Source organism: Burkholderia latens, from assembly GCF_902499045.1.
GTDB classification, from domain to species: domain Bacteria; phylum Pseudomonadota; class Gammaproteobacteria; order Burkholderiales; family Burkholderiaceae; genus Burkholderia; species Burkholderia latens.
Map to the genome: position 1 here is coordinate 44,883 of NZ_CABVPL010000010.1, position 18,654 is coordinate 63,536.

Annotated in this window: 18 protein-coding genes; 2 read left to right on the top strand and 16 right to left on the bottom strand. The window is 60.4% G+C overall.

Translation table 11 applies throughout. From position 1 onward, the window contains the following. Nucleotides 1–19: 19 nt before the first annotated feature. From BSE24067_RS32950 to BSE24067_RS10105, 12 genes are all read right to left on the bottom strand, one after another. Nucleotides 20–562, bottom strand: coding sequence for a C40 family peptidase (locus BSE24067_RS32950; RefSeq protein ID WP_151062984.1), 543 nt, complete (start codon nt 560–562; stop codon nt 20–22). Between the two features lie 887 nt (nt 563–1,449). Beyond that, nucleotides 1,450–1,833: a DUF3597 domain-containing protein gene (locus tag BSE24067_RS10065; RefSeq protein WP_151062983.1), complete on the bottom strand. Its 384-nt coding sequence runs from the start codon at nt 1,831–1,833 to the stop codon at nt 1,450–1,452. 423 nt (nt 1,834–2,256) lie between these two features. Next, complete coding sequence (locus BSE24067_RS10070; RefSeq protein ID WP_151062982.1) at nt 2,257–2,640, bottom strand: hypothetical protein; 384 nt, start codon at nt 2,638–2,640, stop codon at nt 2,257–2,259. Nucleotides 2,641–3,001: 361 nt separating this feature from the next. After that, complete coding sequence (locus tag BSE24067_RS10075) at nt 3,002–4,282, bottom strand: hypothetical protein (protein ID WP_151062981.1); 1,281 nt, start codon at nt 4,280–4,282, stop codon at nt 3,002–3,004. A gap of 635 nt (nt 4,283–4,917) precedes the next feature. Continuing rightward, nucleotides 4,918–5,184 (bottom strand): hypothetical protein, encoded by a 267-nt coding sequence (locus tag BSE24067_RS32460; protein WP_151062980.1) that lies wholly within the window; start codon nt 5,182–5,184, stop codon nt 4,918–4,920. 120 nt (nt 5,185–5,304) lie between these two features. After that, entirely contained in the window at nt 5,305–5,436 is a 132-nt protein-coding gene (locus BSE24067_RS32955) for a site-specific integrase (RefSeq protein WP_367647135.1), read from the bottom strand. Then, nucleotides 5,437–5,673, bottom strand: coding sequence for a hypothetical protein (locus BSE24067_RS32470; protein ID WP_244130418.1), 237 nt, complete (start codon nt 5,671–5,673; stop codon nt 5,437–5,439). Nucleotides 5,674–5,849: 176 nt separating this feature from the next. After that, a complete protein-coding gene (locus BSE24067_RS10085; protein ID WP_151062979.1) occupies nt 5,850–6,806 on the bottom strand; it encodes a C-terminal binding protein in 957 nt (318 codons plus the stop codon). A gap of 2 nt (nt 6,807–6,808) precedes the next feature. Further along, nucleotides 6,809–7,111, bottom strand: coding sequence for an AzlD family protein (locus BSE24067_RS10090; RefSeq protein WP_170297421.1), 303 nt, complete (start codon nt 7,109–7,111; stop codon nt 6,809–6,811). Then, nucleotides 7,108–7,815 carry an AzlC family ABC transporter permease gene (locus tag BSE24067_RS10095; RefSeq protein WP_151062977.1) on the bottom strand — a complete coding sequence of 236 codons (708 nt, stop codon included), beginning with the start codon at nt 7,813–7,815 and terminating at the stop codon, nt 7,108–7,110. Before BSE24067_RS10095 ends, BSE24067_RS10090 begins: the two co-directional genes overlap by 4 nt. Then, nucleotides 7,812–8,921, bottom strand: coding sequence for a pyridoxal phosphate-dependent aminotransferase (locus tag BSE24067_RS10100; RefSeq protein ID WP_151062976.1), 1,110 nt, complete (start codon nt 8,919–8,921; stop codon nt 7,812–7,814). The genes BSE24067_RS10095 and BSE24067_RS10100 overlap by 4 nt, the downstream gene beginning before the upstream one ends. 5 nt (nt 8,922–8,926) lie before the next feature. Next, nucleotides 8,927–10,120 (bottom strand): KamA family radical SAM protein, encoded by a 1,194-nt coding sequence (locus BSE24067_RS10105; RefSeq protein ID WP_151062975.1) that lies wholly within the window; start codon nt 10,118–10,120, stop codon nt 8,927–8,929. A gap of 123 nt (nt 10,121–10,243) precedes the next feature. On the opposite strand from BSE24067_RS10105, the gene BSE24067_RS10110 reads away from it, so the two are divergent. After that, complete coding sequence (locus BSE24067_RS10110) at nt 10,244–11,686, top strand: aminotransferase-like domain-containing protein (protein ID WP_151062974.1); 1,443 nt, start codon at nt 10,244–10,246, stop codon at nt 11,684–11,686. 468 nt (nt 11,687–12,154) lie between these two features. Further along, complete coding sequence (locus tag BSE24067_RS10115; RefSeq protein ID WP_151062973.1) at nt 12,155–14,380, top strand: LamG-like jellyroll fold domain-containing protein; 2,226 nt, start codon at nt 12,155–12,157, stop codon at nt 14,378–14,380. A gap of 75 nt (nt 14,381–14,455) precedes the next feature. Here BSE24067_RS10115 and BSE24067_RS32960 read toward each other — a convergent pair whose 3' ends face one another. The 4 genes from BSE24067_RS32960 to BSE24067_RS10135 all read right to left on the bottom strand — a co-directional run bounded on the left by BSE24067_RS32960 (nt 14,456) and on the right by BSE24067_RS10135 (nt 18,654). After that, entirely contained in the window at nt 14,456–14,665 is a 210-nt protein-coding gene (locus BSE24067_RS32960; protein WP_249043802.1) for a DUF746 domain-containing protein, read from the bottom strand. A gap of 1,102 nt (nt 14,666–15,767) precedes the next feature. Beyond that, on the bottom strand, nt 15,768–16,610 hold the full coding sequence (locus tag BSE24067_RS10125) for a peptidyl-prolyl cis-trans isomerase (RefSeq protein ID WP_151062972.1): 843 nt from the start codon (nt 16,608–16,610) through the stop codon (nt 15,768–15,770). Nucleotides 16,611–16,711: 101 nt separating this feature from the next. Beyond that, a complete protein-coding gene (locus BSE24067_RS10130) occupies nt 16,712–18,514 on the bottom strand; it encodes a ShlB/FhaC/HecB family hemolysin secretion/activation protein (RefSeq protein ID WP_151062971.1) in 1,803 nt (600 codons plus the stop codon). Between the two features lie 2 nt (nt 18,515–18,516). Next, nucleotides 18,517–18,654 (bottom strand): hypothetical protein, encoded by a 138-nt coding sequence (locus tag BSE24067_RS10135; RefSeq protein WP_170297420.1) that lies wholly within the window; start codon nt 18,652–18,654, stop codon nt 18,517–18,519.

Below are 18,654 nucleotides of genomic sequence, written 5' to 3' on the forward strand. Positions count from 1 at the left end.
GACCAATTCCGATGCGACGCTACGGTAAAACTGCCTCCAAACCAGGAATCCACACCCTTTTTGCCGTTGTATAGTGGGCCCGCCAATAAGGACTATCGAGGTCTTCGACCCGCACGCGTCCACCAGTGGACGGTGCATGGACGAACCGCCCGTTACCCATGTAGAGACCGACGTGCGAGAAACGCGCCCCACGGGTGTTGAAAAACACAAGGTCACCAACACGCAGGTCATCGCGAGTTACAGTCCCACCAAGCGCGGCCTGACTCGCGGCGGTTCGACCAACTCGTATTCCAACCGCAGTATTCAGAACGTACTGAACAAAGCCGCTACAGTCGAAACCGTTTTGGGGAGACCTGCCGCCGTACCTATAACGTATGCCCACGAGGCTCAGGGCCTTCTCCTGAACGCGGGTGAAGGCGGTCGAACCTGACACAGCTTCAGTGGAACTCGCAGGCAAAGGCACGTCTCCAGCGTTGTTCGTCGTTTCAGGTCCAATTTGTGCATGGACGGAGACCGTCGCAAACAACATGGTTACAGCCAAAGCCGTTGCAATTACATGCATCGCGAAGCTTCGGCGGATCTCGAAAAGTCTCAGTGGCACGGATTAAAGCGGATGAGCTGAAACGGCGGGCTTTATCGCGCGTCGTTCCGGCAGGATTCCTCATGATATCGGTCGGTTGTAGCGCATTGGCGACATGCGCCCGTGCACCGTCACATAGTCGCGTGAGGCTGACGACTTACCAGCACCGGTGGATGATCCCTGCTGGTTGCGGCTTCTGTCCAGTACAACAAATTCCGTTTTTCAATTGTTGATGGTATTTGCGACGCGGCGTGCCTTGCCCCTTGCATTATCAGGGCCGAGCCGACGACCGGCATCGGAAGCAGAGCTGGCGTTGCGTTCGGTACCGAATAGCTCCGTGCGACGTTGCCGCCGCAATTTGACAGATGATTGATAACAAGGTCGTGCACCATGGGCAGCTTAGAAACCGGCTCATCGAACTCCACACCGGTTCTGCCAAACGCCGCTTAAAGCCGAACCGAGGCTGTGACATCTCTCTCGAGCCGTCCGTTTCGGCTCGCTATTCAATCCGGTTCCCACCGTTCACGTGACGGGAACGAGCTTCGCGTCGTTCGCGTTCCCGCCAGAAACGCTGCTAGCAAGCCGCCTACTGTTGGCGAGCGTCGAACATCTGAAATTCTGAGGCGATCCGCTGCTCGTGGGGACTCTCAGAGCTTGGGTCTGCGGATAACACATGAGCGATAGACGCGTTGCATCACATCGAGGGAACCGTCATCGGGCGAATGATCGAGAGGATCTATATCGCGAAGGCACATCACGATACCGTCATGAAGAAGCATGTGGCACTCGTGTAGATGTCTTCGGAATGATATGTTCGAGCCACGCGCACATGGAGCATCTTCCGCGGCTCGAACGCTTCACGAGTGCACTTACGCCAGGTCAGACGGAAGCTTGCCACCATTCGCGGCAAGCGCCTGCATCAGTTGTTTATGCAACCATACATTCATGCTCGCGGAGTCATTGGTGTCGCCGCCATACTTCAGTTCTGCCGCCAGTTGCTTACGGTGCGCGAGACTGCTATCGATGCCCAGCGCCTTCAACGTATCCACAATCGATGAACGCCAGTTGAGGTCTTCCCCACTCTCACTCACCAACTGGTCCATGACCGCGCCAACATCGACATCAGCAAGCAGCGCAGCCGGTGCGGAGGTAGGTGCAGCCGCGGGATCCGGTTCTGCCTCAGCCGCTGGTGCCGGCTGATCCGGTTTCGCCTTACCGAACAGCTTACCTACGATATCGCCGAAAATACCCATTCAAGCCTCCGAATATATAACGAAGAAACACAAGAGCGGGCAAGCCCGCGTCCATCCAATGCTATTCTGAAAACGAGCCCCCCGGCATCAACGCGCCTACAACAATTGTCAAATTGCGCCATGACTTGTTGAAACCGCCTGCCTTTTCGCTTGCGGAACAGTCCTCGAACCTATTCACGCATGTCGGGGATGCAGCAACGCGGCAGCCACAAGTTCAAATGAACCATGTTCATGATGCGTGACATAAGTGCGCGCCGTACTCCGACACCCGTTCCCCGTCGCTGGCCGACCGCCGCGCAGGCGGTCAAGGTGCCACCGCGGTCTGTGGAACCAGTGCATCCACGACTTCCAAGCCAGTCGTTGATGCCTCTACGAGCGATCCTTCAATGGGCGTCCGATAATTCTTGACAACCAACGCTCAAATTACTGCCACGCATCCGAGAACCGACGGTTGAGAGCGACGTCGCGCAGCACCGCGATCCGGCCGTCGATCGTGCGGAGACAGAGCCCCAGGCAGAGGTGGCGCGGCAGGAACAAACCCGACTCGATCCCGTCACGTCTCGCGTTGCGGATCTGCTGCACATCGCGCGCGATACCATTAACCTGACGGTGGCAATCGTGTTCGGCCTGCTGCTCGAATGTCCCGCGCTCGGCGCGTGGTTGCCAGTCCTGCCCGACCGGTCCAGCGGTATCGAAGGCGTCGACGCGTCGGCCGCACTCGTGCCGCGGGTCGTTGCGCGTCGCAGCGCAGTCGCGGGGAGTCGCGAGGTGGCCCAAGTGGCAGGGATGCTGGAGGTCGCGAGTCACGAGCCGGTCGCGGAAGATTTCGGCGCGGTCACCGCAATGCCATCGGGGACGGAACGCGAGTCGCCGAATCTGCGTAGCCGGCCCGGAGTTCTTAGGACTGGCCAATGCGATCGTGCACGGTAACGTACCTCCAACGGTTGCGGATATTCGCCGATTCCTGCACTGCCCGAGGCAAAGGCTCTGCGGACGCGCCGCGCTTATGATGGGACGCCCCGACTTGCTTCGGCCGACGAACGCACGTCGGCGCTGTAGTTGCTCAGTCAGGCACGGCCACATCTCACTCGTTTGCCCGCGGTAGCACAGGCAGCATAGTCGCGAGGCCGGGCCGCAGGCGCATCGTCGATGAGCGGCGGCAACGACGTCATCGCGCCGCAGTTTCACCGGCTGATGCGATGACGGTACGATATGCCGCATACTGCGTCTGCAATGCGTGGATCTTCGCGCGAAGCTCTTCCTCGTAAGCGAAATCGCTTTCGAGTCCGACAGTGGCGTCCTGGACAGCCTTTATTAACCGTAGCGCCCGCACGTCGTGAAACGGATTCAAGCCGATGAAATTCCCAAGCGTTAAGTCGTCCGGCGGCGGCGCGGAAATCAGCTCGACGAGTTTCGCTGCTGCCCGAGATAGATCCCATTCGGATACAAATAACAGTAGCGCGCACAACGCGAGCACCGGGGCACCGTTCGATACCTCGCCGATCAGGGATGGGCGGCCAAACGCGCGCCGAAGTGGCTGCCAATGAAGCCCTGCAAATTCGGTCAAGGCGATCGCGTGTTCGTAGTGCGTTGCAAGCGGCGTCGCATCAAACATAGTTTGGCCCATGTGTTGGTTGATGAGCGCGATCGCGCGCTCCTTGGCATTCAACCAACCGGAGCCAGGTCGAAGCTGTGCGAGGAATCGCTCGACGACCTCGCCATACTGACTCGACAGTTCCCGTTGTGCCGCATTCTTCCAGTCGAACTCGGGAACATCGCCAAAGCACGGCTGAAATGGCACATTGTTCCCATGGATACGGTGCGCCGCAATTTCAATACACCAGTTGACGGCCTCTGCTGGTCGGCTGATGTGGAATTGATGGGCGCATCTCAGGTCGAAATGCCACTTTCGCAGCGGGCGCATGTCAGCTTGACTGAACATTTCCCGCTCAATGCCTGCGCATACCAGTTGGCCGATCGCACGTGTCAACGCGGACTTCGCGTCGCCAAAATCGACCCCACCTTCGCGCCTCGCATCGAAAGTGTCGTTGCGATAGAAGTCGCACAGCGGATGATGGGCTGTCTGTTCATCGGGGCCGACGAAGCGGAAATGTGCCTGTCGAACTACCCGCCCATTGCGGCTTCGGCCGCCGCGAACAAACACCGGACCTGTCGCGAAGCACGAGGGGCACTCGAGCTCCGGAACCGCCGCGGCGACCGCTTCCCGAATTAACGGCGACGTAAGATCGATTGGCACATCCGAGGCGGTGCCCGTGCACAAGCGTGCCAATTGTTCTACGTCCAGTTCACGACCGAATTGCGCCGAATATGCTGTTCGGGTCATATCGAGTCCCACTGTTTTCCAGGTTTCATAATATTCGTTCCGCGTGCGGTGGACGACTTCGAGCGCGACACCGGCGGCCAGCATCCGACTGCGGGTCGTGTGCATCGAATGCGTCGGGCGACGTGCACGCCAACTTGCGGCGCTCCGGTTCAGTCAGATTCCACCACCTCGAGCAGCTGCGCGATCGCTCATGGCGTGAGTCGTCGCAACAATCGTCACAAGCACGTCGGTCTGCCGATCACCTCTTCGCATCGCGGAACTCCGTTCACGATTGGCGTCGATGGCTCTATGGTGCTCGTCGCGAGAAAATCCGTTGATACTCATGGTTCACGCATTTTGGATAGGCTCAACCCTTTTTCACTTGCTCCCGTTTATGCTTGAGGATCGTCTGAAGGTGCGCAATCACACCGTCCCTGCCACGATTAAAGTGTTGACGTGCGTCCTGCATTTGTTCTGTAGTCCCGCCAGGCGGGAGGGTCTGCGCATGCCTCAGACATCGCACCCAGCAGTCGGACGAATTCCTTATGTTCGTCCTCGTTCGCGTTGAGGCGCAACTTGATTCGAATGCCGAGCTCAGTGGCACGCTTGCTTCGGCCACCTTGTCAAAATTGAGCTTCTGATCCTCAACGCTAAAGCTCGGTGCATACCGACGAAGATACTCCAATCGAGCAAACAAGGTCGAGTATTCGGCAGCGTCCTTGCGCAGCTCGTCAATCCAAATTTAGCGCTTCGTCGAGATACTATCGGCTGCCTGCCGGTGGGCAATCTGCTCCTGCAGTCCAGCCTGCCGCATCGCGCTCCGCCACTGCAATCCAGGGCTCGCCACAGATGCGCAGGTCGCACGACTCGTCGTTCTCGAACAGTAACTGCAGCACCGTCCCGCCGTCGCGGGTCGGCGTGCGCGCGATGCCGGCCAGCACCTCGCGTTCAACGCGCTCAAGCACGCGGGCCCGGCCGCCGCCGGCGCGCTTCGGTTCGACCTTCAGCGTCACGTGCTCGGCCATCATGGGAACGCTGCCAGCGTAATTCGTGTCGCCAGTGGGCGAGGCCGGAGCCGGCGCCACGCCCGGGGTGCCGCCGGCGCCTTCGGCCTCCGTCGAGCGCCGCGTTGAACAGGCCCCAACCGACTAGAACTGCTGCAGCGCGTCCGCATTGGTGTAGAGCGTCGTGGTGCCCAAGCTCGCATTGGCGAGCAGTTCCTGTATGTCGCGAATGTCGGCGCCGGCGTCCAGGCCGTGATTGGCGGCGGTGTGGCGCAGCTAGTGCGTGCTCGCGCGGCACAGGTCCTCGACCGCGTTCGGGTACGTGAGTGCGAGCTGGTCGATGGCCCGCGTAAAAATCCCCTTGAACAGCTGCCCGACTCCGTCCGGATGGATTCCCTCACCGGTCACGAGATGCGCGATCAACGGTGTGTGGGCCGGCGCGGTCTCGAGCGTGAGCGGCACCGGCCGGGTACGCAGGTGCAGCGCATCGACGAGCCGCCGCGGCATCGGCATGGTGCGCGCGTCGGCCCTTGCCCATCACGCGCAGGCCTCACGCATCGTGCAGTGCTCCATCGAGCACAGCGCGGGTCAGCGTCCCAGTGGTCGGCGCGGCGAGTACGGTGCTGGTCCAGCGTTCACGCCCATCTCGCCGACTATGCTCGGTAGTACGCTGCAGAAGCGCCGAGTAGCTAGACGACGTTCCGGTGCCAACCATGTTTCAGAAGGTCCGACAGTACGCTTGCGGCCTTTGCCCGAAGCTCGGTCAGGGCAGACTCCGAGTAGAACGCTATGTGGGGGGAAAGCAGGACGTCATCCCTGCCTTGCATGACCGTAGGTATCGGCTCCTTCTCGTCTTCGTAGACATCAAGCCCAACGCCCTTCAGGCGGCGGTTTGCGAGCGCACGGCATAAGGCCTCACCGTCTATGATGGCTCCGCGTGCCGTATTCACGAGATATTTGCCCTCGAGCAAGTGCAGCTCACGATCGCCGATCAGATGTCGCGTCTCGTCGGTCAGCGGCGTGTGAATACTGACGAGGCCGGCGACGGAGAGCAGTTGGTGAAGCGTCTCCACGCGATCAACCCCGAGTGATTTTTCGATTCCGCTCCGCTGGTATGGATCGAAGATGCTGACCCGACAGCCGAACGCCTTGAACCGCAACGCCACAGCCATACCGATCCGGCCACAACCAATGATGCCGACATGCAGTTCACTGATCCGTGGCAGCGGACCGACTTCACGCCAGTCCCAGCGACCGCCGATGACGACATCATGGCTCCGACTAAGCCGGCGCAGCAGCGACAGCGCCATGGCCAGCGCATGGTCGGCAACCTCTTCGGTCCCGTAGTCGGGTACGTTGGCGACGGGGATCCCGCGCTGTCGTGCGGCATCGAGATCAATGTTGTCAAATCCAACGGCCGCTCGGACGATGCCCTTGCAATTTCGCAGGCTGCCGATGAATGCAGCATCGAGCGCGACAAGATGCCAACTGATCAGTCCATCGCAATCCCGGACTTCGTCCGGCAGAGAGTTGGCCGATGCCGCCTGGTACAAAGTGACGCTCGCTTCGTTCCCGATTGTCTGCTGTTCGATATTCGGAACGGTAACGTAGCAGTTCCGGTTCGAATCGATGATGCCGATTTTCATGATCACCTCAGGTACCAGCGCAAGAGCGCGCACGCAAGCGTGCCGGCGAAAACTCCGGCCAGCGTGTTGCGGAATTTCCAAACGAAGACAATTGTGACCGCGGCCGCTAGCCAGATCTCTACGTTGCCGTCGGCGAGCTTGGGACCGATCAGCGCTGCGAGCAACCCAGCCGGCAGGTTCTTCATGAAGCGCTCGGTAAAGCCGCCGGCACGCGATATCCCGTAGGAGGCGAACAACCCGCCGACTCTGGTCGCCCAGGTGGCGATCGCCATACCGACAATGATGACGAGCTCGATTGGAGTCACGTTGTCTCCTTCTGTCCGGCGAGCGACGGCGATGCCGCGACTGCGGCACTGGCACATACCGCCGCGACCACAACGGACGCCTGCCCGATGCCGGGAAGCCGCGCGGCGAAATACGCGAGGATCCCGGATGTGAGCCAGGTGACGAAATCCGAGGGTTGCCGCCACAGCAACACCATCAGCGACAGGAACATCGCGATGAACGTGAAGTCGAGACCCAGATCCGAGGGACGTGGAATGTGGCTGCCTACCTGGGTGCCGATCCAGGTGCCGCCGACCCAGCCGACATAGATCAGGAGCCCCGCCAGCACGAAATAGGCAAGCGAGGGGCGGCTGTTGCGAAAGCGGTGTTCCGCGAGCGCCCAGGTTTCGTCAATCAGCAGCAGCGCGAAGCTTGGAACGAGCCTCAGGCGGGATTCGTGGCGGAACTGGCGCCGTAGCGATATGCACATGAGTACGTGGCGAAGGTTGACGAGAAGAGTGGTAAGGACCACTGCCAGCCCGCTGGAATGGCCGCTCGCCCACTGTTCGACGGCGATGAACTGCGACGCGCCGGCAAACACGAGCGCACTCATCAGCGTGGCAGACAACGGCGACCATCCCGACTTGCTTGCCAATACTCCGAACACTATGCCGAACACGAAGCCGCTCACGATGATCGGAAGGGCGTCGTGAAACGCATCGCGGAATCGCAGCTCGGACGTCATAAGACATTTCCTTCAAACGCGGAAAGCAGGTCCTCCCGGAGCGCATCGTCGCAGACGGTGATGCGCAGCAGATTCGCAAAAGCTGGATGATCTGGGCGATGAATCGCGATGCCACGGCCCAGCAACCGCTGTTGCACTTGCGCGGCTACGGCCCCTTCCCGCATCAGCACGCTGATAAAGTTCGTGCCGGACGGAAGAACGACGTGTCCGCGGTCTGCGAGCTCTAGGTAAAGTTCGTCCCGCAGTCGCGCATTGCTGGCCCGAAATATGGCTGCTTCGAGTTGATCGGACACGACGGCTTGCGCCAAATATTGGGCGAGCCCACCGACTGCGTAGTGGATCCTGACCTTTTGCAATTGAGCCAACGTGTCCTGGTCAGCTAAGGCATAGCCGATTCGCAGTCCCGCCATCGCATAAGACTTGGAAAGCGATCTGATTCGTATGCAGCCCTGTCGCACGCGAGCGCTGTCGTGACGCAGCGGCGAACAGAAATCGAGGTACGCCTCATCGAGCAGCAGCGTGCAGTATTCCGGCAGGTTCGAGCACAGCGCGTCGATATCCTCTGAGCCGTGCCAAGAACCGGTAGGATTGTCCGGATTAGCGAGGTAGACGACCTTCGCCTCCGTCCGGATCACGCTTTCCAGTAACGCATCGAGATCAACGCGTACGTGTCCGCGGCGGTGTCGATACGGCGATTCGAACACTTCGCATCCGGCCGCCCGCGCAAGGTAAGCGAACGTAGGGTAGGTTCCCGCGCTGCATACCGCGGCATCGCCCGGCACGCACAACGCGCGCAGGCACAGCGCGAGTACCGCATCTGCACCGCTGTCGACGCAAATATCAGATGGATCGAATCCCCCGGTTCCCGCTAGTACCGTGCGCAGGAGAGTGCAGCCTGGATCGCCATACAGGTTAACGTGCTCGCGGAGGGTTTCTCCATCGATGGAGCGAAGCGCGGACAGCGGCGCGTCGAGACTCTCGTTGCCGCCGAGTCGATGGCGTATCGGATGACCAATCCGTTGCTGTAGCGCATAAATCCCCGGAAACGGATTGTTATGGCGCAACGTTGCAACGTGGGCGGGAAATTTCGGGACGCTAGTTGGCATAGAGGTCACTCCGGAAACACGCACGCGTGCCCCTGCCAATTCGTGAAATGGAGATATTCGCCATCAGCGCGTTGCACAAGCGTTGGCTGTTCACCACCAAGGTAGAGCGGAACCGTATACTTCCCAGTCTTGTGTGGCAGGACGTACTCGGGTACCGCAATGTTCGAGATCCGCCGCTTCATCTTCGAGACAATCTCGAGCGCCGCGCTGATGTTGGTCCGGTACGCGGGTGCTCCTGGAGAAAACGGCATGAACTGGTAAAGGTAATGCGGCTGAATCCCATTGCGGTAGAGCTTCAGGCACAGGGCAACAAGCGTCGCGTAGTCGTCATTGACCCCTTGCAGAAAAGGAATGTTGGCGAACAGGATTGGGCATACCTTCGCGAGCCGTCGCGCGGCGGAAATGAATTCCTCGGTGATTTCGTTCGGGTGCGCCACATGCAGGCCTATAGCGGTAACGTTATGGCGTGCAAGTATGTCGATCAGTCCGTCGGTAATTCGGAACGGATTGAACGTAAGCGCGCGAGTATGTAGCCGAATAATCAAGTCAGGGCGCAGATCCCGCAGGTCGCCCAAGTAGGTATCGAGATGGGCATCCGAATGCATCAGGGGTTCACCACCGCTCAAAATGACCTCGTCGAGCGTTTCGTGGCCAGCGATGTAATTGAGTGTGGCTTGCCAGTCCTGCTTGCGCATTGAAGATTTTGTTGATTCTTTCTCCAGGGTTCGCAATGCCTCGTAACAGAACTGGCAATATGCATGACAGACATTTGAAAGGCGCAAAATCACCCGATTGTCGTACTTGTGCTGGCAAATCGGCGTGACCATTTCCCCAGGCAATTCCCAGTTTTCGGATTCGCCATCATAGTCAAGCCCTTGCGCAACGGGATCCATAGCCCAGTCGGGTATCAGTTGCCGCCAGACAGGGTCATCGTCCACTGGCCGCAACGACGCGTCCTTTTCAATCAGATTGAGCGTATAAGGCGTGACGGTAATTTTCCGGTCCTGAAGACATGCGCCAATCCGAGCGAGTGTGTCGCGATTCAGCCCGGGGAAATATCGCTGGATATCCTCGACACGAGTGATGGCATGTCGTTGCTGCCACTTCCAGTCACGCCACTCGGTGGAAGTCGGTGCGTGCAGCGATTGAACAGTCAAGGGAATTTGAATTCGAGCGGTGTGGTCGAGCGTTGGCTGCATGCTTATTTTCTCCGTTGCGAAAGCGTCAATCGCGGAGCGCAGCATCACAGAAATAGAGTCCTGGCACAAATAACAGTACTCTTGCAAAATCTGGAACTGTGAGATCCACGCGCTAACACCGATATGTCAACGCTTCCCCACAAACTTTTCGATGAACGTCGCTCCGGCACGGCGGTGGAGCAGCTTGCTGGCGCGCTTACGGATGCAATCAAATCGGGAGTGCTGACACCCGGCCAGCGATTACCCTCCATCCGGACGCTGGTCGCGGATCATGGTGTGAGCTATCACACGGCGGTGAGCGCTTACGGCCGGCTTGCGAGTACCGGCCTGATCAGTGCCAGCCAGGGGCGCGGATTCTTTGTCGAGGCGCATCGGGCTATGCACCGCCATCACGATCTCACCTGCGGCGGAAGCGAGCAGGACAGCCAACAGCTTTCGGCATTCCGCCAGCTCTTTCACGGCGATGCGAGCACCATGAAGCTCGGTAGCGGGTGGTTGCCACCGAGTTGGCGCGATACGGACGCGCTCGCGCGAGTAATCAGACGTACTGCGAGTTTCGCGCGCAGCACATTGGTCGAATATGGCGACCCGATGGGACACATGCCGCTGCGTGAACATCTCGTTCAGCATCTGCACTTCGCGCTCGGAGTCGTGCTGCATCCGAGTCAGATACTGACGACGCTCGGTGCCACGCAGGCGCTCGACCTAGTGATACGCCAGCTCATCGAACCGGGTGATGTTGTGCTGATCGATGACCCCTGCAACAGCAGTCTCGTCAAGCTGCTGGCATTGGCGCGAAGCGACGTGATCGGGATCCCGAGGGAGTCCGACGGCCCGAACCTGGGGGTACTCGAGGAGGTACTGAAAACGCGCAAGGTGAAGGCGTTCTTTGTCAATTCCGTGTATCACAATCCGACCGGTTCGACACTCAGTCCACAGAACGCATTTCAGGTGCTGCAACTGGCGTATCAATACGATGTCGTGGTGGTCGAAGATGACGTCTACGGCGATTTTGACGGCAGCAACAATGGACGGCTCGTCACGATGGACGGTCTGCGCAAGGTCGTCTACGTCGGCAGTTTTTCAAAAACGCTCTCGGCCAACCTCAGGGTTGGGTATGTGGTCGCCCCGGCGTCACTGACAAGCAAGCTTGCCGCCATGAAGCTATTGACGAGCGTGGCGGTCCCTAGCTTTTGCGAGCGGTTCATCAGTGCTACATTCGCAGACGGCAGTTATCACGGCCATCTGCGTGTGCTGCGGCAAAAGCTGAGAGCGAGTCAGGCGGTGGCCCAGGCGGCGTTTCATGCCTGGGGGTGGTCGGTTCACCACGCGCCTGCTGGCGGCATGTTCCTTTGGGTACGGCATCCAGCTATCACCGACATGGATGCCTTCTTGGCGCGCGCGAATCAAATGGGGATTTTGCTCCTACCGGGCGCTCTTTTTACCGCTGACGGTCGGTCGAGTCCATGGTTGCGAATAAACGTCTCGCACCTCGAGGTGGACAGAGCTGCTCCGCTCTTTGATGTGCAATCGGACAGGCACCCACACGGGCGATGTGGTTCATAGCGCAACTCGTATTCGCTCCATGTCGCCGAGATGATCCTGGAGATCATCTGCCTTTCCGGGTGCAGCGTTTATTCCCGTGCCGCCTCACTCAACGAGTGACACGTGGGGCTTCGCAACCTCGTGCCGTCCCCGAGAGGGAGTTCTGCGCCTCGCATCTGCCTGCCCTTCCTCGATCTCGGGAACCTATATCGTGCAGGACGGGCCGGGGTATTTAGAAGACCTGCTAGGTGCGGAACGTGATTATCATGAAATTTGACATTTGTTTTATTGATGGAGGAGAGCTTTCCAAACAACCATATTCCCAAGGTGCTTGGACTATTGGATCAAGGGCCTCTTAAAACTATTGCAGAGGTCGAAAAACATGACGACGTCGGATTGGAAGAATCTCGTTAAAGCGGTGTCAATTGATGACAAGGCGAAAGTCATGCCTATCCTCACGCTCGCATTTTCGACATGCAGGAAATGAAGATGTCGAAACGGTTCGTGGAGCGCGCCAGCCTCGAGGAATTGCCGAATCCTGCGCGTCGAGCATTGTCACTGGGCCTGGGGCTACTCCCCATGCTGCCGGTGCTGCCGGGACTCGGCGTCCAGGCGGCACGGGCCGCTCTTGCAGGTACGGCGCGCGCGCCGGCTTCGGCGAGTGGCGTCTTCCGTCACCCGGGACTACTGGTCACCGAAGACGACTTCACCCGCATCCGCGGCTACATTAAGGCTGGCCAAGAGCCGTGGGCGCACTGGTGGAGCACGCTATGCGCCGAGCCCAACGCCTCCTTGAACGCCAAGCCCAATCCGCAGCCCGCAGTCTACCGGGCCGACAGTACCAAGTACGCATTGTACGGCGACATATGGCACGCCTGGACCCTGGTACTACGCTGGAAGCTGTCCGACCCGCAAGACAACCGCTATGCCGACAAGGCGGTGGAGTTCCTGGACGCCTGGGCGAGCACCCTGAAGGTGATCGGAACGGTGCCTCCCGGCTCGACCGCCCATGACGACCACACCTTCATCATCCTGGCCGGCATACAGGGTCACCAGCTGGCGCAGATCGGCGAAGTCCTGCGCACCTACCCGGGCTGGGCGCCGGCGAACCTGAAGCGCTTCCAGGACATGCTCCTGAATATCTTCGCCCCGGTATCGTCGTGGTTCCTCAGCGACGGGCGCATCGGCTCCCATGCCAACTGGGACATGGCCTCGATGGTGGGTGCCATGGCTATCGGCGTGTTCTGCGACAAGCCGGACTTGTACCGCCAGGCCTACGATTGCTATGCGGGCAACAACCGCGGCAAGCTCAGGAACTTCGGCAACGGCGCCATCGGGCATGGCGTGTACTTCATGCACCCGGGCCATTTCGGGCAGTGGGAGGAGAGCGGCCGCGACCAGGGGCACTCGACGCTGGGCATGTCGCTGGGCGGCGACCTGTTGGAGATCGCCTGGAACCAGGGCGACGATCTCTACGGGCTGTACAACAACCGCTTCCTGGCAGCGGCGGAGTATGTGGCGCGCTCGAACCTGCTCGACGAGAACGGCAAGAACTACCCGATGCCCTATGTGCGCGAGAACAATCCGTCGCAGCCCCACCCGTCTTTCTGGACGCAGGTGAACTACGGCCAGATGGGCCGCAACTGCTGGGAGCCCATCTACAACCACTACGTCAACCGCCTGGGGCTGGCGGCGCCGAACGTCGCGCGCATGGTGAAGTTGTGCGAGCCGAAGTACGGGGGCAGCAGCGACGACGTCTGGTGGCCGACTCTGATCCATCGCCGCCCGGACTATGCCGGCCCCATGAAGCCGGCGTCTGGCCTCACGGCCTCCCTGCGCGGCAACCGCGTCGTGCTGTCGTGGTGGGGCAGCGTCGGCGCGAGCTCGTATGAGGTCAAGCGCGCAAGCCGGGCCAACGGCCCGTTCAGGCTGCTGGGCACAGTTTCCGCGAGCGAGGTGCTCACCTACAGCGATATACCGCCCAACGGCGTCTGGTTCTACCAAATCACGGCGCAAAGCCCCGGCGCCCGGGGAGCCAGCTCCAATGTGGTTCGTATCGCCGTTCCCGGTGAGGTCCGCCTGTCCCTGCCGCTGAACAACCCGAACGGCACCGGCATGCATGGCGTGCTGCGGACCGCCGCCGACACCATCACCTTCATCGAGGGCACGCTGCTGGACGGCGCGACCTGGGGCGACGGGCGCCGCAACGACAAGGCCATCGTGTTCGATGGTCTGAAAGCCGGCCTGCAGCTGCCGTCGGGCGTATTCAGCGACCTTGACGACTTCAGCGTGTCTTTGTGGGTCTACGCAAATGGGTTGCACTGGGACAGCTGCGTGTTCTACGCAGGGCTGGACGCGAACGCAGCCATGTGCATCGCACCCCTGACCGGCTCAGGCACGCTGTGCTTCTCGATCTTTGGCGCGACATTCAAGGATGCGCAAGTGGTGGCGGCGCCGTGGGCCCTGCCGATTCGCCGCTGGGTCCATCTCGCGGTCACGCTGCAGGGCAATACCTGCCGCCTGTACGTTGACGGTACCGAGGCCGGGAAATCCGACGAAATCCTGCTGTCGCCGCGCCAGGTTGGCGATCAGGTCACCTTCCTGGGCCGCAATTGGGCGCATCCATCGTTCAACGGCCGCATCCAGGGCTTCCGCGTGTACGCAGGCGCATTGAGCGCCGCGGACGTTGTAGCGTTGACCCGTGATGTGATGTGATAACTGCATCGCTCGTCCCCGCCAGCGATGCTGGCGGGGATTGATAGTCCCGCTCTCGTAAGAACGAATTTCGGATTAGGCAAAACGATGTGTATAACGCAATGCACACGCACACCGGCGCCTCTCCGGATCGCATGCGCTGGCCACGGAACCGCCTTCGAACCCGCATCGGATACAACGGGCATGGGGTGCGACACGCCCGCCCAAACGTACACGAGCCTCCCAATGGCCGGTCGAATCGAGCTCGAGCAAATAGCGGCGAAAGGCGAGCAACCACGACAGCACGGCCTTTTGAGTACGTCTCAATCTCTCCCCCGGCCTGCGCCAGTGACATCTGCCGCGACAGCAACGGGATCATCGCGGCGCCTTTGCGCCGATTCTGTAGACCCGCGAACGGTGTATTCGTGAAGCGATTGAAATTGCGCTTGCAGGTGTGGCAGTAAAACTGCGGGATATCCGACTTTCTCGGGATGCCGTTACAGCGAACACGTAGGCTGTCGCAATGACCACATCGAGGCATCGGTGTCGCGCCTGCGTGTACCAGGTCGGCCCAAGCGCGTGTCAGGTAATCGGTAAATGCGAGATCTTCAGTCTCGTCATCCGGCACGTGCTCCTTCGCCGTGATCGCGCCGACGGTCACATCGAATTGCCGTGCCGGAGCAGTGGTTGCCTTTGCTTGAACTCGCTGCGTGGATCAATACGATGCAAAAAGGTTTTGATGCTAGCGGTGCTACGTCGCCAAGCTCATCGCCTCCTGGGTTGAGAAGCGCCAGTCGCCGCGCTCGGTGCGTAGCCGTATCGAGCCACCGTAGATCTGGATCACCACATCGCCGTCCCATTTCTCTCGCACGCTGAGCAGCCATTCCTGTTGCTGGGTGTCGAGCCAGAAAGCCGAGATCCGCTCAGCCGATTGTCCACCCCACCAAGATATGCTCCCGCGGCTCACAGGCATGATCTCGATGAACTTCTGCGTCGATGTGCTATTGGGACGGATCCGATGTGTCTTTGCATCGGTGCGGGGACGACGTCGGCTTGCAGTCGCGCGTCCAAAATCGCTCGCGAAGTCGAAACGAGTCGATCCGGCAGGCAGCGCTTCCAGATTGCCGGCGATTGAGCGCGCCCAGGCACACTAACTCGCTGACTGCGATGGTTGCATCCCTTCGCGATACGCCTGCGCGTTTGGCGACTTCTCCCAGGAACACCCTCTGCCATGATCCGACGCGAAGCATCGGCACTATAAGAAGGGCCAGTTTGAACGCCGTGTCGGACACGCCACTACGACCAATCTCGCCGAGAAATGATTGAACACGCGGCGACATCTGTTCTAGTGCAATGCGCTCTTCGTCTGAGATTTGAGTCTCCATACGCGCCTCCTTCGACGAGGTCTCTATTGCTGGATCGTCGCGTTCTTCATCAGACCGCCAATGAGCTCTGCACTCGCCTTCTCCAGCGCAAGTGCCTGCAATTGCTTCTGTATCGTCGCCTTGGCCTCATTGAAGGCCGGCACGTGCGTCGGCCGCTTCGCATCGAGCTTTACGATTGCCCTTGCTCCGTCTACTGGAATCGATTCAGGCGTGACGGCGCCGACCGGCAGCTTTTCCAGTGCCTGCGCAATTACCGTCGGCAGACCAGAGGTTTTACCCTCCATCGCCGGCGATTTAAAGCTTACCCACGGCAACTGCCCGCCGACATCGCGGCTCGTTGCGAGGCTGTACTGCCGTGCCAGGCTATCGAACGACTTGCCTGCCTTCAGTTCGCTCAAGACTGTCGCGGCCGTCGCAGCGTCCTTCACGAGGAGCAGGCGCGGCTTGTATTCGTCCTTCCCAAGCGACGCGACGATCTCGTCGTAGCGCGCCTTGATCTGGGCGTCCGTCACCGGCTCCGGCTTCACGTTGTCCTTCAGAAACAGTTGCGTCTCGGCGTTTGCCTTCGCGACCTGCATCACCTGCTTCACTTCGGGCTTGCTGCCGTAGTCCGCTTTCTCCGCAGCTTGCTGGATCAGTACGCGTGCAATCAGTTGACTCTTGATCGCCTGACGCAGCTGCGGAGTATCCGGCTGGCGTGACGCCCGCAGGACCGCATCGACTTCCGCCTGCGTGATCGCCGCGCCGTTAACTGTTGCGATGACTCCCGCAGGCAGAGATGAGGCGGCAGTCTGTGCATAAGCCGTTCCGCCCAACGTTCCAGCAACAGCTACAGCGATCAGCACGCGGTTCAGCGTCTTTTTCATGATCGTTTCTCCATACATCGAATAAAAAGGGCGCGGCAATCCACTGCCGCGCAAAGGTGCCCTGATTCTCGGAGGGATGAAGTTAGGACACAGGGGAATAGTCAGTACAGCCAGTTCGCCGTGCCCAGGACGAGCGTCGCCTTCGGGCCGAGGGCGGTCGGTTGCGTCAGTGCGCGTCCAACCATCAGCTCACCCGAGAGCATCTGTTTGTGCCACTGCCATTGCGCACGTAGCCCCGCACCCGCGCCGGCGAGCGTCGGGAAACCCGAGACCGCGATCAGGCTGGCTTTGCCCGCGTCGACGAACACATACGGTTCGATTCGGCCGTCCTTCCACGCCGGCGCGTTCACCCACGCGAGTTCGTTGCGCGAGTAGAAGCCGCGGTCGCCGGCGACTTCGCCGGAGCGAAAGCCGCGTATCGTGTCCATGCCGCCAAGGTACAGCTGCTCCGATCCGAACAGCGCCATGTTCGTATATTGCCCACCCAGCACGCCCTTGTACGCGACCAGCGCAGGACCGATTTTCGGCAGCGGCAGCGTGAACGCAGCCGTCGCATCCACCTTCGTGAACTGGCTGTGCGCTTCGTCGCGCGTGATGCCGTGCGGATCGTGATTCGCACCGAACCACGGCAAGCCCTGCGACAAGCCGCCGTTGAGCGTGAAATTCCCCTGCGCGTCGTTCATCACGAATTTGTGCAGCCAGTTGCCGGCGAGCCGCAGCACGGCCACGCGCTGCGGATCCAGGTCGATGCCGTTGACCTCGCGGTCGGTGCGGCGCCAGGACACCGTCGCGTCGACGCTCGTGATGTCGCTCACGCTACGGCTCACCAGATAATTCCAGCCCAAGATGTGCGACAGTGTGCGGCCGTATTCGAGCGCGGTCGTGCCGATCACCTGCTGGTATTCCGAGTCGGAAATCGTATAGCTGAACGTGTGACGGCCGAACGGCACTGCGAATGACCCGACGATCGCATTGCTGTCGAGGCTGTCGAGGAAATTGACGCTCAACGACTCCTGCAGGCCGAGCAGGTTGTCGGCCTCGACGCCGGCGCGATAGCGCGTCACGCCCGTGGCCGAGCTGCCGTAGTTGTCGACACCCAACGTGTAGTACAGGCGATCGCCCGGCTTATTGCCAATGTCGACAATCGATTCGCCGGGATTCTGGCCCGGCAGGATTTGCACCGTCGCCTGGTTGCGGCGCAGGCGGTTGATCTGCGCGACGCCTTGATCGATATCAGGCAGGCGCAGCGGATCGCCGGACGTTACCGGAAATGCGTTCTCGTAGCCGGCGTCCGTGAACCAACCGCCGCCCGCCGATGCTTCGCCCGTCTTGAGCCGGTGAATCGGTTTGCCATTGACCGCGAACGCTTCGATGGTGCCGACCTGAATCGTGATCTTCAGCGTGCCGGTGGACAGATTCTGCGGGCCGAGCAGCGCGCGCGTCGTCACGAAGCCGCGCTCCACGAATACGTCCGTGATCCGCTTCAGCAGCACATTGATTCGGTGCGAACCGAGCTCCTGACCAACGAACGGTGCGACGGCGGCCTCGAGCCGCGTCTCTGAAACGCCGCGCGGCGGTTCGAACGAACTGCCGTCAGGCGCCTGCAGTGCGATGTGCTTCACCGCAAAGGTCGGCCCGGATTCGGCAATTGCGTTCACAGGCGTGTCCGGCGGAACATCGAGCGTTGTCTCGGACGTCAGCGCAACGGTAATGGAAGCCGGCGGCTGCTCGAGCTGCCGCTGTCGCGCCTGCTCGCGCTGCTGCTCAATGATCGGTTGCGCCGGGTCCTGGACAGGTCTGGCGCCCGACGGCACGGTTTGGGCATGGACAGGACGATAGGCGAGCCATGCAACGCAGACAACCAGAACCGATGTCCCCAGCCAGAGCTTCAGCAATACTCGCATCCTCACCTCGCCTTTGCCGTCTTTGCTGCCGCGAGGGCGGCGTTTTCCTGCGGGCGTGGGGCCGTCTCCAGGACAATCACGAGTGTCACAAGCAAGCCGGCGGTCACCAGACCAAACACGTTCAGAAGCGTTTTATTCAT